The sequence below is a fragment of the Streptomyces sp. NPDC058257 genome (genome assembly GCF_042881845.1).
Classification (GTDB): Bacteria; Actinomycetota; Actinomycetes; order Streptomycetales; family Streptomycetaceae; genus Streptomyces.
On record NZ_JBHVXJ010000039.1, the window covers coordinates 24,852 to 36,986 of the forward strand.

The 12,135-nt window shown below is 72.9% G+C and carries 13 protein-coding genes; 1 reads left to right on the forward strand and 12 read right to left on the reverse strand.

Going from position 1 to position 12,135, the window contains the following annotated elements:
* Window positions 1-41 precede the first annotated feature (41 nt).
* The 4 genes from ACFVXC_RS41710 to ACFVXC_RS41725 form a co-directional block, all read right to left on the reverse strand.
* Window positions 42-1,151 carry a transaldolase family protein gene (locus ACFVXC_RS41710; RefSeq protein ID WP_389916956.1) on the reverse strand — a complete coding sequence of 370 codons (1,110 nt, stop codon included), beginning with the start codon at window positions 1,149-1,151 and terminating at the stop codon, window positions 42-44.
* 199 nt (window positions 1,152-1,350) lie between these two features.
* Window positions 1,351-2,346, reverse strand: a complete 996-nt coding sequence (locus tag ACFVXC_RS41715) for a TauD/TfdA family dioxygenase (RefSeq protein WP_389916958.1) — start codon at window positions 2,344-2,346, stop codon at window positions 1,351-1,353.
* A 56-nt stretch (window positions 2,347-2,402) separates the two neighbouring features.
* Window positions 2,403-3,422 carry a BtrH N-terminal domain-containing protein gene (locus tag ACFVXC_RS41720; RefSeq protein WP_389916960.1) on the reverse strand — a complete coding sequence of 340 codons (1,020 nt, stop codon included), beginning with the start codon at window positions 3,420-3,422 and terminating at the stop codon, window positions 2,403-2,405.
* Window positions 3,419-4,048: a hypothetical protein gene (locus ACFVXC_RS41725; RefSeq protein ID WP_389916962.1), complete on the reverse strand. Its 630-nt coding sequence runs from the start codon at window positions 4,046-4,048 to the stop codon at window positions 3,419-3,421. The genes ACFVXC_RS41720 and ACFVXC_RS41725 overlap by 4 nt, the downstream gene beginning before the upstream one ends.
* A gap of 36 nt (window positions 4,049-4,084) precedes the next feature.
* On the opposite strand from ACFVXC_RS41725, the gene ACFVXC_RS41730 reads away from it, so the two are divergent.
* Window positions 4,085-4,966 carry a GNAT family N-acetyltransferase gene (locus ACFVXC_RS41730; RefSeq protein ID WP_389916964.1) on the forward strand — a complete coding sequence of 294 codons (882 nt, stop codon included), beginning with the start codon at window positions 4,085-4,087 and terminating at the stop codon, window positions 4,964-4,966.
* Here the strand turns inward: ACFVXC_RS41730 and ACFVXC_RS41735 are convergent.
* From ACFVXC_RS41735 to ACFVXC_RS41770, 8 genes are all read right to left on the reverse strand, one after another.
* Entirely contained in the window at window positions 4,963-6,018 is a 1,056-nt protein-coding gene (locus ACFVXC_RS41735) for a transketolase family protein (protein WP_389916966.1), read from the reverse strand. The genes ACFVXC_RS41730 and ACFVXC_RS41735 overlap by 4 nt on opposite strands.
* Window positions 6,015-6,863, reverse strand: coding sequence for a transketolase (locus ACFVXC_RS41740; RefSeq protein ID WP_389916968.1), 849 nt, complete (start codon window positions 6,861-6,863; stop codon window positions 6,015-6,017). Before ACFVXC_RS41740 ends, ACFVXC_RS41735 begins: the two co-directional genes overlap by 4 nt.
* A gap of 1 nt (window position 6,864) precedes the next feature.
* Window positions 6,865-8,166 (reverse strand): DegT/DnrJ/EryC1/StrS family aminotransferase, encoded by a 1,302-nt coding sequence (locus ACFVXC_RS41745; protein WP_389916970.1) that lies wholly within the window; start codon window positions 8,164-8,166, stop codon window positions 6,865-6,867.
* Entirely contained in the window at window positions 8,163-8,549 is a 387-nt protein-coding gene (locus tag ACFVXC_RS41750; RefSeq protein ID WP_389916972.1) for a hypothetical protein, read from the reverse strand. The genes ACFVXC_RS41745 and ACFVXC_RS41750 overlap by 4 nt, the downstream gene beginning before the upstream one ends.
* Window positions 8,550-8,584: 35 nt before the next feature.
* Window positions 8,585-9,583 (reverse strand): lysine biosynthesis protein LysX, encoded by a 999-nt coding sequence (gene lysX, locus ACFVXC_RS41755; RefSeq protein WP_389916974.1) that lies wholly within the window; start codon window positions 9,581-9,583, stop codon window positions 8,585-8,587.
* Window positions 9,580-10,698, reverse strand: a complete 1,119-nt coding sequence (locus ACFVXC_RS41760) for a [LysW]-lysine hydrolase (RefSeq protein WP_389916976.1) — start codon at window positions 10,696-10,698, stop codon at window positions 9,580-9,582. Before ACFVXC_RS41760 ends, lysX begins: the two co-directional genes overlap by 4 nt.
* On the reverse strand, window positions 10,695-11,489 hold the full coding sequence (locus ACFVXC_RS41765; protein WP_389916978.1) for a 2OG-Fe dioxygenase family protein: 795 nt from the start codon (window positions 11,487-11,489) through the stop codon (window positions 10,695-10,697). Before ACFVXC_RS41765 ends, ACFVXC_RS41760 begins: the two co-directional genes overlap by 4 nt.
* Before the next feature lie 113 nt (window positions 11,490-11,602).
* A partial coding sequence (locus tag ACFVXC_RS41770) for a phosphopantetheine-binding protein (protein WP_389916980.1) occupies window positions 11,603-12,135 on the reverse strand: 533 nt, incomplete at its 5' end.

Sequence of the window (12,135 nt, forward strand, 5' to 3'; positions counted from 1 at the left end):
CCGTCGTCCACACCCGCACTCCGGTCGCCGCCCCGCATCGCTCAGCGGGGGTGGCGACCGGCCTGTTCCATCGCCTGTGCCACCTCGTCCACCAGGGCGTGCCACGCGTCGTTCTGGTGGCGTGGGGCGTCCTGCCCCAGCTCCTTGACCCGCCGGGGCCATTCGACGCCCAGGTCCGACAGGAGATCGAGGTCGGCGTGGGCGGCGGCCGTCCGGCCCGACAGGGTGTCGCCCTCCATGGGGACCACCGACCCGGACAGCAGCCGCAGCCCCTCGGCCGTCAGTGACTGCGCCGTGCCCTCGGCGATCAGGCCGCCGGCGAGCCTGGCGGCCTGATCCGTGTCCACCGACCACACGAGGCGGTGCGGACGGGCGCCCGCACGGACCAGGTCGTGCCAGCGCGGGGTGTCGAGGACGTGTTCGTACGCGCTGAACACGAGCCGGGCCACCGCGATGCCGATGCGGTGGTCGAGGCCCTGCGCGGCGGGCCCGGTGTGTGCGGCGAGCAGCGGTCGTGCCGCCTCCTCGATCGCGCTGACCGGGATGTGCACGGCAGCCGGGATCCCGGCCAGGGAAAGGCCGGCGGCGTGGGCCCGTTCGAGGCCCTGCAGCCAGGCGTCGAGGACCTGGTGATACTGCTCGGCGCCGTACACAGGGCCCACGGCGACCCCGATGCCCTCGGCGAGACAGTCGCTCATCGTGGCCATGCCCACCGGATCGGCGGGAAGCCCGGCCAGCAGATTGGGCCGGTCCACCGTCCAGTGCAGCCAGCGTGCCTCGGCGAGTGCGGACCGCGCGTCGAGGGTGTGGCCCACGGGCGCGCAGGCCATGCCCTCCGCCCCGCGGCTCGCCGACCACACCGGCAGGAGCGCCGCGCACACCGCACGCGCGCCGCGGGCCGCCACGGTGCGCGCGACCTCGGCGGGAGCAGCCCCGTACGCGGCCGACTCGCCGACGGCGGTCCTGCCCTGCCGGGATCCGAGAACGCCCGGGTCACCGCCGTCGCCGGCCGGGGCGCAGGTCACGCCGGTGACACCGAGGGCGTCGACCGCGTGGTCGAGGGTGCCGTTCTCGATCAGCCGGCCGTCGACGCCGTCGAGCCACAAGGACAGTCCCTCCGCGCGCAGTTGCCTGAGCGGGTCGGTTGTCATCCTCGTCTCCTCGGCATCGGCCCGGCGCCGTGACGACGTGCTGCCCATGGGTGTCTCGTTCCGTGATTTCGGTGGTGCGGAGCCATGGGGCCGACGGTAGGCAGGCGCGTGCCCGACAGCCAGTCGGGCCAGTGGACTTTGTCACTGGCGGGGCAGAAAACCGCCGCACCTGACAAAGTCGCCCGCGCGGCCCGGCGGCTCAGGCCTCCGCCGAGAGAAGCTGACGCTCGGGGTGCACCCGCTCCTGCTGGTAGCCGTGCTCCAGGAGCTCCCCGGCCGGGCGGACCCGAGGAGCCCGCACCAGAACGCGCTTGAGCCAGCGGTCGGTGCCGTCGTAGCGGGCCCGGAACGCGACCCTGCCGTGCACCACCGCGTCGTTGTCCACGACGAGCAGGTCACCGGGCTCCAGCGGCACAATGAACCCGCACTCCTCGAAGGCGGCGCCCAACTCCTGGTACGCCGCCGCGAATTGCGGGTCGTCGGTCAACGGGCGCGTGTAGGAAGGGTCGTAGCGCACGCACAGCCCGTCGTCGCCGTCCCAGACGGTCGCCATGGGGACCCGCTCCTGATGAACGGCGTCCTCGTCCTCGTAACTGTCGTCGGGCTCGATGACCAGGGCGGGGCGGCGCAGCTGTTCGACGGTCCCCGCGGACAGCGGGGCCCGGCGGATGCCCGCGAGGCGGGTCCCGATGTTGTCCGGGTTGCGTACGCAGGCGAGCAGCAGCAGGTCGGCCCGCTCGGGGTGGAAGCCGTCCTCGTTGTGCCAGGCGAGCGGCACCGTGCTGCTCGCGCCGACCTGCATCTCCTCGCAGCCGGGGCTGGGCAGGATGTTGTGCACCATCCGGCCGTCCTGCTGGTCGCGCCAGCCGAAGACCCGGCCGAGAAGACGCGCGGCGAGGGCGAGCGCGATGTCGTGCGCCGCCGAGTCGTCGGGGTCGGTGGCCGACCAGTGGGCGGGGGTGGGGCCCGGCTCGGCGAAGCCGTCGAACAGGCCCCGCAGCACGCGGTAGCCGTCCGTCGGGTGAGGCGTGCCGAGCCAGTCGCGCAGGGCGGTGGCGAGCGGCTCGGGCAGCTGCCACTCGGGGCGGGTGAGCACCGTGTCGCCGAGCGCGCCGGCCGCGACCCGGGCGTGCACCTCTTCGGTGAACGCCTCCCGCAGGTGCGCGGGCAGGGTGTGGATCGTCGTGTCGGGCATGGGGGCCTTTCCGTTCACGGGCGGTCGGGGTGCGAGGGAAGGGCTGGGCGGCGGGGTCACAGCGATCGCGCCGCTGCGCGCAGCCGGTCGAGTGCGAGTTCCTGATCGGCCAGGAGGTGCTTGGCCCGATTGCGTACGGAGGTCTCCGCGACGGCCGGTTCTTCGCGGGCCATGGCGACCCCGATGCGCAGCGCGCTCCAGTGGTGGGCGACGCGGTCCACGGTGCGGGCCGCCTCCAGGAGGGCGGGGGAGTCGAAGTCGCGGGCCGTGGCGGTGAGATAGTCGCCGTGCACCCCGGTCATCGCGAGGACGGCGCCGGTGACGATGAAGGTCTCGTCGATCACGGAGGCGTCCCCCGCCGCGAGCCGCTCGCCGAGCTCGTCGAGGTACCTGCGCTGGCCCGCGAGCCCGGACAGCTCGGGGCCCGGATGGTCGCTGCCGAAGCCCGCCTCGTTGGCGGCGAGCACCTGGCGTACGAAGTCCCTGTCGTGCGGCGGGAGTTCACCGTCGACGCCGACCTCAAGCCAGCGGTTGGCCACCGGGTTGTCGGTGAAGAACAGGTCCCGGTCGTGGAGCACCGGGTTGGCCGAGTCGCGGGCGTCCGTGAACTGGCCGATGGGGATGGCGCCTTGGAAGCGGGGCGGGACCGAGTCGCAGATCAGTACAAGGTCGCGCTCGTCGTCGAAGCCGTACGCGGTGAGCAGGTGATTGGTGTGCACATCGCGGTAGGCGGGCCGGAACGGCAGATGGAAGTTGTCGGCGGCGACCGCGACGGGGGCGCCCGCGAGGATCGCGGCGCGCACCTCGCTCCAGCCGGACGCGGCGTCCTTGGGCCAGTGCCAGCGTGACCACACCGGGTGGTGCGGGGCCATGCTCTCCAGGAGGCCGTCGCGGTGCAGCGGGAAGAAGTACTCCTCGCGCCGCACGTCGCCGGGCCGGTGGAAGAAACCCCAGTGCGCGCCGAGCACCTGGAGCGGATCCAGGCCGTGGTGGCGCAGCAGCCCGCCCATGGTGGTGTGCAGGCAGTGGCCCAGGTCGTGGCGCCAGTGGGCGATGTCGGACAGCTCCACCCTCATGCTTCTACCGTCCTTCGGGTCTCCAGGGTCATGGCGAAGAGGTGCATGGCCGGGTTGTCGGGGAGTTCGACGGCCGTCACCGTGCCGGGCACGGTGACCGGCACCCGCTGCGACCAGACGGACGGCCGCATGTTGTGCTGCGAATGGCGCGGATACATCAGGTAGCGGGTGCGGAAGGCGAGGAGCTCGCCGAACCGCTGGTCGGTCTCGGGCCAGAAGTCCGAGACGCGCAGCCACTGGCGGCGGGTCGCGCCGTCCGCGTAGTGCAGGACCAGCTCGTCCTCGGTGCGGCGCTCAGCGGCGGCGAGCACATGGATCCACTGCGGCTCGCCCGCCGCCGGGAGCGTCACCGACTGGCCCCGGCAGCGCAGGTTGTCGAGCGAGCCGCCGGCCACGGCGGGGCCGCGGCCCGGCAGCCGGAACGGGACGCCCTCGACGACGGCCTCGCCCTCCTCGCCGGGCAGGCCCTCCGCGGGGAAGGTGTTCCCCCATACGTTGAAGCCGCCGGTGGTCGGCCAGCGCCTGGGTGCGGAGACACCCATTCCGTTGAAGAGTCCTTCCAGGTCGACCGGGGTGAACACGTCGGTGTCCACCCGTGCCGGTGCGGTCTCGATTAGGTTCGCCATATGAACCTCCTTGACAGTGCGATAGACGTTGCGTTCATGGGATTCGGCGGTGGCCCGGCGGTCACATCGGATGTCGTCGGCCAGGTGGCCGCGATCACCCGGGCCTCGTTCGCCGACGCCGATCCGCTGCCCGGTCTGCCCGCGCCTGACGGTGCGACCGAGTCCGCCGATGTGGTGAGCGCCGATCTCGCTGCGGGTGCGGGCCTCTGGATCGCCAGGGACGCCGAAGGACACCTGCTCGGCAGCATCCGTGCGGTGCCCAAGGGGGCGGACGCCTGGGAGGTGCGTCGGCTCGGCGTGGCCCCCGCGGCCCTCGGCACCGGGCTCGCCCGGCGTCTGGTGCGGGCCCTGGAGTCGGACGCGGCGGCGGCCGGCGCGGACCGGGTGGTCCTCGACGCGGTCGTCGAACGCGGCAACCCTCCGGTCTACGCCCGGCTCGGCTACCGCACCGTCCGCTACCTCCCCAACCCCGACAAGCCGCTGTCCGAGGTCACGATGGAGCGGGCGCTCGACACACCGCCCGAGCCCGCCGCCCATCCGCACCCCACCGGCACCCTTGCCGTGGGAACCGCCCTGGTGGACTGGTTCGCCACCGGCGACGGCCGCGTCTCGGCCGTGCTCACCGCCGTGACAGGACCGGACGAGTTCGCCGGACTCGCCGCGCGCCGGACCCGGGCCCGCGGCGACCACCACCTCGGCAGCGACGCCTGGCCGGGTCTGGGCCAAGAGGCGGGCCAATGGCGGGAGTTGCTGGCCGCTCACGCCGACCGGGTCGAGACCGACCCGGCGTACGGGGATCTGCTGACCTTCGACCGGGGTCCGGCCGATGTCGCGCCCTTCCTGATGCCCCGTACGTTCGCCGATCCCGTCCTCGCGCTGTGCCGCAGCATTCCGCGGGACCTCCCGGCGCGTTCCTAGGGCGCGTGGCGGACCACCTCCTCGGCGGCCGCGGCGATCCGCTCCGCCGTCACTCCGGCGAGGGCGAGCAGCTCGCGCTCGCCGCCCACCTCGTCGTGGAAGCCGTCCGGCACCCCGATCCGGCGTACCCGGCACGGGTGTTGCTCGGCGGTCAGCTCGCTCACCGCGGCGCCGAGCCCACCGACCAGGACGTGGTCCTCGACCGTGACGAGGCCCGCCGTCTCGCGCGCCGCGGCGAGGACCGCCGCCTCGTCCAACGGCTTGACGGTGTGCATGTTCAGGACCCGTGCGCCGATGCCGCGCGCGGCGAGCAGGTCCGCCGCGGCGAGCGCCTCGGAGACCGGCAGCGGTCCTGTCGCCACCACGGTCACGTCGCCGCCGCCGCGCAGCACGTCGGCCCGGCCGATACGGAACGCGTACGGCCGCTCGTGGACCAGGCCCGTCGCCTTGCGGCCGAGGCGGATGTAGACCGGGCCGGGGAAGGCGTCGGTGTCGGCGACCGCGCGGATCGCGTACTCGGTCTCGGCGGCGTCGGCCGGCACCACCACCGTCAGGTTCGGCAGGGTGCGCAGGATCGCCACGTCCTCCAGGGCGTGGTGGGTCGGACCGTAGTGGCCCGCCGAGAACCCGCCGTGTGTGCCCACGATGCGTACCGGCAGGTTGTTGCCCGCGATGTCGACCTTCACCTGCTCACAGGCCCGCGTCGCCGCGAACGAGGCGATGGTGTTGGCGAACGGCACCAGGCCGTCGGCCGCGAGCCCCGCCGACACCCCCATCAGGTTCGCCTCGGCGATGCCCACATTGACGTACTGGGCCGGGAGTTCGGCCTCGAAGCCGTCCTCGAACCCGCCCATGTCGGTGTCCACCACGAAGATGCGCGGATCGGTCCTGGCCAGGTCGAGCAGGGTCGCCCGGTACACGTCCCGGCTCGCGGCCTCGTACTTCTGCCGCCAGGCGGCGGTCTCGGTTGTCCCGGCCGTCTCGGCCGCGAACTTGTCCGCGACCTTCTCCGCGACGGGCACGGTCTTCGCGACGTCGTCGACGACGGTCACGGCTGCCTCCTCGATCGGGCCCGCAGACCGGCGAGCGCTCGCCGGTGCAGATTCGGGCTGAGCTTCACCGAATGCGATTTCTTCTTGTCCTCGAAGAGCGGGACGCCCTTGCCCTTGACCGTCTCGGCGATCACCATCGTCGGCCGGTCATCGGGTGCGGGCGGCGCCGTGAGGGCGGCCCGCAGCGCGTCCAGGTCGTGGCCGTCGGCCTCGACCGTGTGCCAGCCGAACGCGCGCCACTTGTCGGCGAGGGGTTCCAGACCCATCCGCTCCTCGGTGTGGCCGGTGATCTGGAGCCGGTTGCGGTCGACGATCGCGGTCAGGTTCCCGAGCCGCAGATGCGCCGCCGACATGGCGGCCTCCCACACCGACCCCTCCTGGATCTCACCGTCGCCCATCAGCACGAACACCCGGCTCGGGCGGCCCTGACGGCGGGCGGCGAGCGCGCTGCCCACGCCGAGCGAGAGACCGTGCCCGAGGGAGCCCGAGGGGAACTCGACGCCCGGCAGGCGGCGCAGCGGATGCCCGGCGAGGCGCCCGCCCGTCACCCCGTACGACGCGAGTTCCTCGGTGGGCAGGAAGCCCCGGGCGGCGAGCACCGCGTAGAGGGCGGCGCTCGCGTGCCCCTTGCTCAGGATGAAACGGTCCCGGTCGGCCCAGTCGGGCTCGTCCGGGCGCAGCCGCAGCACCTCGTTGTAGAGCAGCGTCATGATGTCCGCCGCCGAGAGGCTGCCGCCGACGTGGGTGCCGTCGGGGCTCGTGCCCATCTCCAGGATCTGCTCCCGGACCAGCTGGGCGAGTTCGGCGGTGGACGCGGGGGCCCGCGGGATCAGTACGTCGCTCATGTCAGACCCCCGCCTTCTGCGCCGTGCGCCACGCGGGGCGGTGGTTCTGGCCCGCGGCGGCGGTGCCGAGCACGTCCAGATGGCCCCACACCTTCTCGAAGGCGTCCGCGATGCGCTGGAGCACTGGGCCCGAGGACGGGTTGAGGTGCCAGCGCTGCAGGGTCAGCGAGTCCTCGATGACCTCGCAGGCGACCGGGAAGTCCTCGGCCCGGTGGCCGAGTTCGCGGAACGCGGGCTGGCCGGGCAGCGGAACCACCTGGTAGGGCTGCACGGGCACGCCCTCGGCGCGCAGCGCGCGGTGGAGCATCGCGCGCATCGCGCCGGGCTCGACCCCGGCGTGGCCCATCGCCGTCACGTCGAAGCGAAGGCGCAGGATGTGCCAGGCGTGGGTGCGGTCGGCCGGGGTGTGCGGGGTCAGGATGCCGGGAAGCGCGCCGACCCGGTCGAGGAACGCCGTCACATTGCGGGTGCGGGCCGCGTGGTACTCGTCAAGGCGGTCCAGCTGGGCGCGGGCGAAGGAGGCCTGCACGGCGCTCAGCTTCTCGTTGCCCGCGAGCAGCCGCGAGCGGTAGTCGCGCTCCTTGGCGCCCTGGAGCTGCTCGCCGAACTGGCGGCGCAGCTCGACCTGGCGGTGCAGCTCGGCCGAGTCCGTGGTGACAAGGCCGCCCTCGCCGCACGTCGGCAGGTTCTTCACCACGTTGAGGCTGAAGGTGGCGATGTCGCCGAGCGAGCCGGTGCGCGCCCCCTGGTAGGTCGCGGCGTGCGACTGGGCCGCGTCCTCGACAAGGAGCAGCCCGTGCCGGTCGGCGAGGGCCCGGAAGGCGGTCATGTCGGCGGGCAGGCCGTGCAGATGGACCACGATGACCGCCCGGGTGCGCGGGGTGATCGCGGCTTCGGCGGCGGCCGGGTCCATGCAGAAGGTGACCGGGTCGATGTCCACGAACACCGGCCGCAGCGAACGCTGCACGGGGCCGATCGCGCTGGCGATGAAGGTGAACGCGGGCACGAGCACCTCGGCGCCCGGCTCGATCCCCGCCGCGGCCAGGGCGAGTTCGATGGCGGCGGTGCCGTTCGAGACGGCCGCGCAGTGCGCCGTTCCCACGTACCGGGCCCACTCCCGCTCCAGGAGCTGGACCTCGCCGTCGGTGTTGTTGGACGTGAACTGGCCGCTGTCGAAGACCCGCAGGGCGCCCTCGCGCTCCGCGTCGGTCACCACCGGCCAGCCGATGAGGGCCGGGTCGGCGTCCTGGGCGGTCACCGTGCGGGTGCCGCCGAACATGGCGAGCTTGGTCATGGTGGTCATGCTCCGTTCGGGAGGCCGGCGGCGCGGTCGGGGCCGACGGCGTCGAGGGCGTGCACGGTGAGTCCGGTCCTGTTCGGCAGCCGCAGTCCGACGAGCTCCGAGCGCCGGGGCACCGGGACGCGGGCGGTGCGCAGGGCGCCGTCGGCCGGTCCTGTGGTGCGCAGCCACTCGGGGTCGGCGCCCTCGCGGTAGTGCAGCCACACCTCCTCGTCGACCTCGGCCGGGTCGTCGGCGGCCACCAGGAGGCGGATCCAGTCGTAGTGACCGGCGGGCACCGCGAGCAGGCGGCCGTCGCAGGGCACGGGCGCGTCGAGCCGGATCACGGTGACCTTCGCGGCCGGGGTCGCGGTCGCAGTCGCGGTCTGCGCGTTCAGGGGCGTCATGGGGACGGTCTCCAGGTCGCTGCGGGTCGATGCCGTCACCGGACGGCGGGGGTCGGGTCGAGCGGGTGACCGGTACGGTCGGTACGGTCGAGACGGTCCAGTACGTAGTCGACGTAACGGCCGACCATGCCGGTGCCCAGAACGTCGATCGCGCCGTGGAACTCGGGCGTGTGGTTGACCTCGTTGACGAAGAGCTCGCCGTCCGGGCCCTCCAGGAGGTCCACCGCGAGCACGCCCTCACCCATCGCCTCCGCGGTGGCGACCAGGAGCTTCTCCAGGTCGGGGCCGACCGGGCAGACGACCGGGCGTCCACCGCGCGCGGTGTTGGTGCGCCAGTGGTCGGAGTACTTGTAGATCGCGCCGACCACCTCGCGCCCGAAGACGTACGCGCGGATGTCGCGGCCGGGCTTGTCCACGTAGTCCTGGATGTAGGTGATCTGGTGCTGCGGTCCTGTCAGGGCCGCCTTGTGCTCCAGGACCGCCTCGGCGGTCTCGCGCTCCTTGAGCCGGGCGCCGAGCCGCCCCCAGGATCCGGTGAGGGGCTTGGCCACCACCGGGTAGCCGAAGTCGTCCAGGGCGTCGAGGGCCGCGTCCGGGGTCAGTCCCACCAGGACACGCGGAGTGGGGATGCCCGAGTCGAGCAGCCGCAGCGTCGTCAGCAGCTTGTCGCCGCACGTGGTGATGATGTCGTGGCTGTTCACGACGGTCAGGCCCGCGTGTTCGAGCAGCCGCGTCGCGTACACGTTCCGGGTGTGCGAGATCTCGCGGCTCAGCGCGCCCCGGTAGGGCAGCCGGGGCCGGTCCGGGCGGAACACCGCGGTACGGGTGTCGAGCAGTTCGTAGCGCACCCGGCGCCGGTCGAACTCGTCGAGCAGACGGCGCTCCTCGACGCGGATGCGCGAGTGGAGCACGGCGATCGGCGCGGCCGGGTCGCTGTCGGCCGCGAAGGGGCCGGGCGTGGTGGGATCGGAAATCGAGCCGGTCGTCGAGCCGGTCGCCGAGTCGGTCATCGGATCGTTCATCGGATCGGTCATTGGGATGCACCCGCTTTCTCACCCGCGCCCACCGGGACCCGGCCGAGCGTGTCGGTCAGGAGCCCGAGGGCGTCGGTCAGTACGTCGATGGCGAGCCGGTAGTCGCGCAGGTCGATGTGCTCGTGGTCGGTGTGGTCGAGACTCGCGTCGCCCGGCCCGTACGCCGCGACCGGGCAACCCCAGTGCGGCGCCACCACGTTCATGTCGGACGAGCCGAGCTTGACCTTGGCGACCGGCCGGTGGCCGCGCCCCCGGATGGCCGCGGTCAGCGCCCGCGCCACCGGGTCGGTGCGCGACGAGCGGACCGCGTCGGTCCGCTCCACCACGGTGATCCGGCCGCCGCGCGCCCGCTCGGTCAGCCAGTCGAGGAGGCCGTCCGTGTCGAAGCCGGGCGGCACCCGGCACGAGATGTCGAGCACGGCCCGCTCGATGTCACCGCTCATCCCCACCAGAGCGGGAAGCGCCTGCTCGAAGAAGGGAGCGTCCGGGTGGAACAGGGCCAGCTTGTCCCGGAGTCCGGACCAGAACCCGGTGGCGACCTCGGTGGCCTTCTCCTCCGGGCTGCTGGTGTGGGCGGCAGGACGCTCGACCTCGTAGCGAAGGCGCAGGATGCCCTTGTAGCCGAGCACCACCCCGTCGGCCCCGCTCGGTTCGCCGATCACCAGCGCGTCGGGTGCGTACCGGTCGATCAGATGGCGCGCCCCCTTGGACTCCCGCTCCTCCTCCACGGCCCCGACCACGACGATCCGGGCGGCGGTACCGGCGTTCGCGGCGCGGGCCGCGGCCCATGCCATCGCGGCCAGCGGGCCCTTGGCGTCGACGGTTCCCCGGCCGTGCAGCACATCCCCCTCACGGACGACGGGCAGGATGCCGGGCACGGTGTCGATGTGCCCGAGCAGCATGATCACCGGACCATCGGCTCCACCGGTCTCACCGACCGCGTTGCCCGCGTCGTCGACGTACGCGGTGAAGCCGGCCGACTTGAACCAGCGCACCAGAGCCCGCGCGGCCGTCTCCTCGTCGCCCGACACGGAGGGCGTGCCCACGAGTTCGAGCAGCAGGGGTACGGGGTCGGATTCTGCCGGTGCCGTGGCGGCGGAACGGGATTCGTTCACGGCCGGGACTCCCCGGCGGCCGGGCCGATCGCGTTGTAGTCGACGAGCAGCATGTCGCGCACGCCCTCGCCGTCGGTCGCCGCGATCGGCGTGACCTCGTGCATGATCGCCGCGTCCACGACCACCATCCCGTCCAGCGGGTCGAGCAGCGTGAGCCGGGTGTCCGGACGTCCGTCGCGGTAGACGATCGACTCGCCGCCGACGCAGCCGCGCCGCCCGAGCAGGTGCATGCCTATGTAGTCGTGCCCGTCGCGGTGGCGGCCCTCGGGGGTGGGAAGGCCGGGTGTGGCACCGGCGACGGTGCGCACGAAGTGCAGCCCGATCTCCCACCGCGTACGGTCGTCGCCGCTGCGGATGAGCCGCAGGCCGTCGGCGAGCAGACGGAGCAGCACCGGGTGCGACAGGTGCTCCTGGGCGACGGGCTCGAAGAGGCGGGCCCGGCCCATGTGGATCGGGATGTGCTCGGCGGACTGCTGGAACACGGAGTGCGCCAGCGGCGTGAACTCGGGTTGCGACCCGGTGATCTCGGCACGCACCCGGCCGTAGCGGCGGTAGCGGTAGGTGCTGCCGCCGAGGTTCTGGTCGAGTGCCAGGTCGTCCCAGAGTGCCTGGAAGGAGGAGAGGGTCTCGGGGGCGAACCGGTCGGGGTCGTGGGCGGCGCGCAGCACGGTGAAGCCCTCGATGAAGAGCTCCGATCCGGCGAGGTCGGTCGCCAGGGCGCGGTCCGCGCCTGTGTCACTGCTAGCTGCTGCGCCGATCGCCTGGTTGGTGATCACGGGTGCGGTGGCCATACGGAGCTCTCCATTCGGCCGCCCGGACTGCCGGGCGGTGTCGTTACGGGTGGTGCGCGTCAGGGAGTCGGTCACGCGTGGTGGCGCGTGCGTCAGAGAGTCAGCGGGAGGCGTCAGCCGGCGAGGGCTGCCTCGGGTGCCGGTTCGGCGTCGGCCGATTCGTCGGCGCCGGTCGGTTCGGTGCCGTCCGGTTCGTCGGTGTCGGCCGGTTCGCCGAGTCGCGCGGCGAGTTGCTCGATGGTGTGGTTGCCGAGCAGCACGGACAGCGGCACCGGCGAGCCCGCGTCCGAGAGCAGTTGGAACACCTGGACCGCGCGCAGCGAGTCCCCGCCCACGTCGTAGAAGTCGTCCTCGACCCCGATGCCCCGCACGCCGAGCACCTCGGACCACAGCTCGACGAGGGCGGACTCGTCGGCGGTACGTGGTGCCACCCGCTCGCGCCGCTCCACCAGGCCTTCTGGTGGGGGGAGTTGGGTGGTGTTGGTCTTGCCGTTGGGGTGTTGGGGGAGGGTGGTGAGGTGGGTGAGGTAGGTGGGGATCATGGCGGGGGTGAGGTGGTGGGTGAGGTGGGTGCGGAGTTGGGTGGGGGTGGGGGGTGTGGGGGTGTTGGTGGTGTAGTAGGTGGCGAGGTGGGTGTGTCCGTCGG

Coding starts and splice junctions, on each gene's coding strand:
- ACFVXC_RS41750 (WP_389916972.1), bottom strand. CDS start 8,549: ATGACGCCCCTGAACGCGCAGACCGCGACTGCGACCGCGACCCCGGCC.
- lysX (WP_389916974.1), bottom strand. CDS start 9,583: ATGACCGATCCGATGAACGATCCGATGACCGACTCGGCGACCGGCTCG.
- ACFVXC_RS41710 (WP_389916956.1), bottom strand. CDS start 1,151: ATGACAACCGACCCGCTCAGGCAACTGCGCGCGGAGGGACTGTCCTTG.
- ACFVXC_RS41745 (WP_389916970.1), bottom strand. CDS start 8,166: ATGACCACCATGACCAAGCTCGCCATGTTCGGCGGCACCCGCACGGTG.
- ACFVXC_RS41740 (WP_389916968.1), bottom strand. CDS start 6,863: ATGAGCGACGTACTGATCCCGCGGGCCCCCGCGTCCACCGCCGAACTC.
- ACFVXC_RS41715 (WP_389916958.1), bottom strand. CDS start 2,346: ATGCCCGACACGACGATCCACACCCTGCCCGCGCACCTGCGGGAGGCG.
- ACFVXC_RS41730 (WP_389916964.1), top strand. CDS start 4,085: ATGGGATTCGGCGGTGGCCCGGCGGTCACATCGGATGTCGTCGGCCAG.
- ACFVXC_RS41765 (WP_389916978.1), bottom strand. CDS start 11,489: ATGGCCACCGCACCCGTGATCACCAACCAGGCGATCGGCGCAGCAGCT.
- ACFVXC_RS41725 (WP_389916962.1), bottom strand. CDS start 4,048: ATGGCGAACCTAATCGAGACCGCACCGGCACGGGTGGACACCGACGTG.
- ACFVXC_RS41720 (WP_389916960.1), bottom strand. CDS start 3,422: ATGAGGGTGGAGCTGTCCGACATCGCCCACTGGCGCCACGACCTGGGC.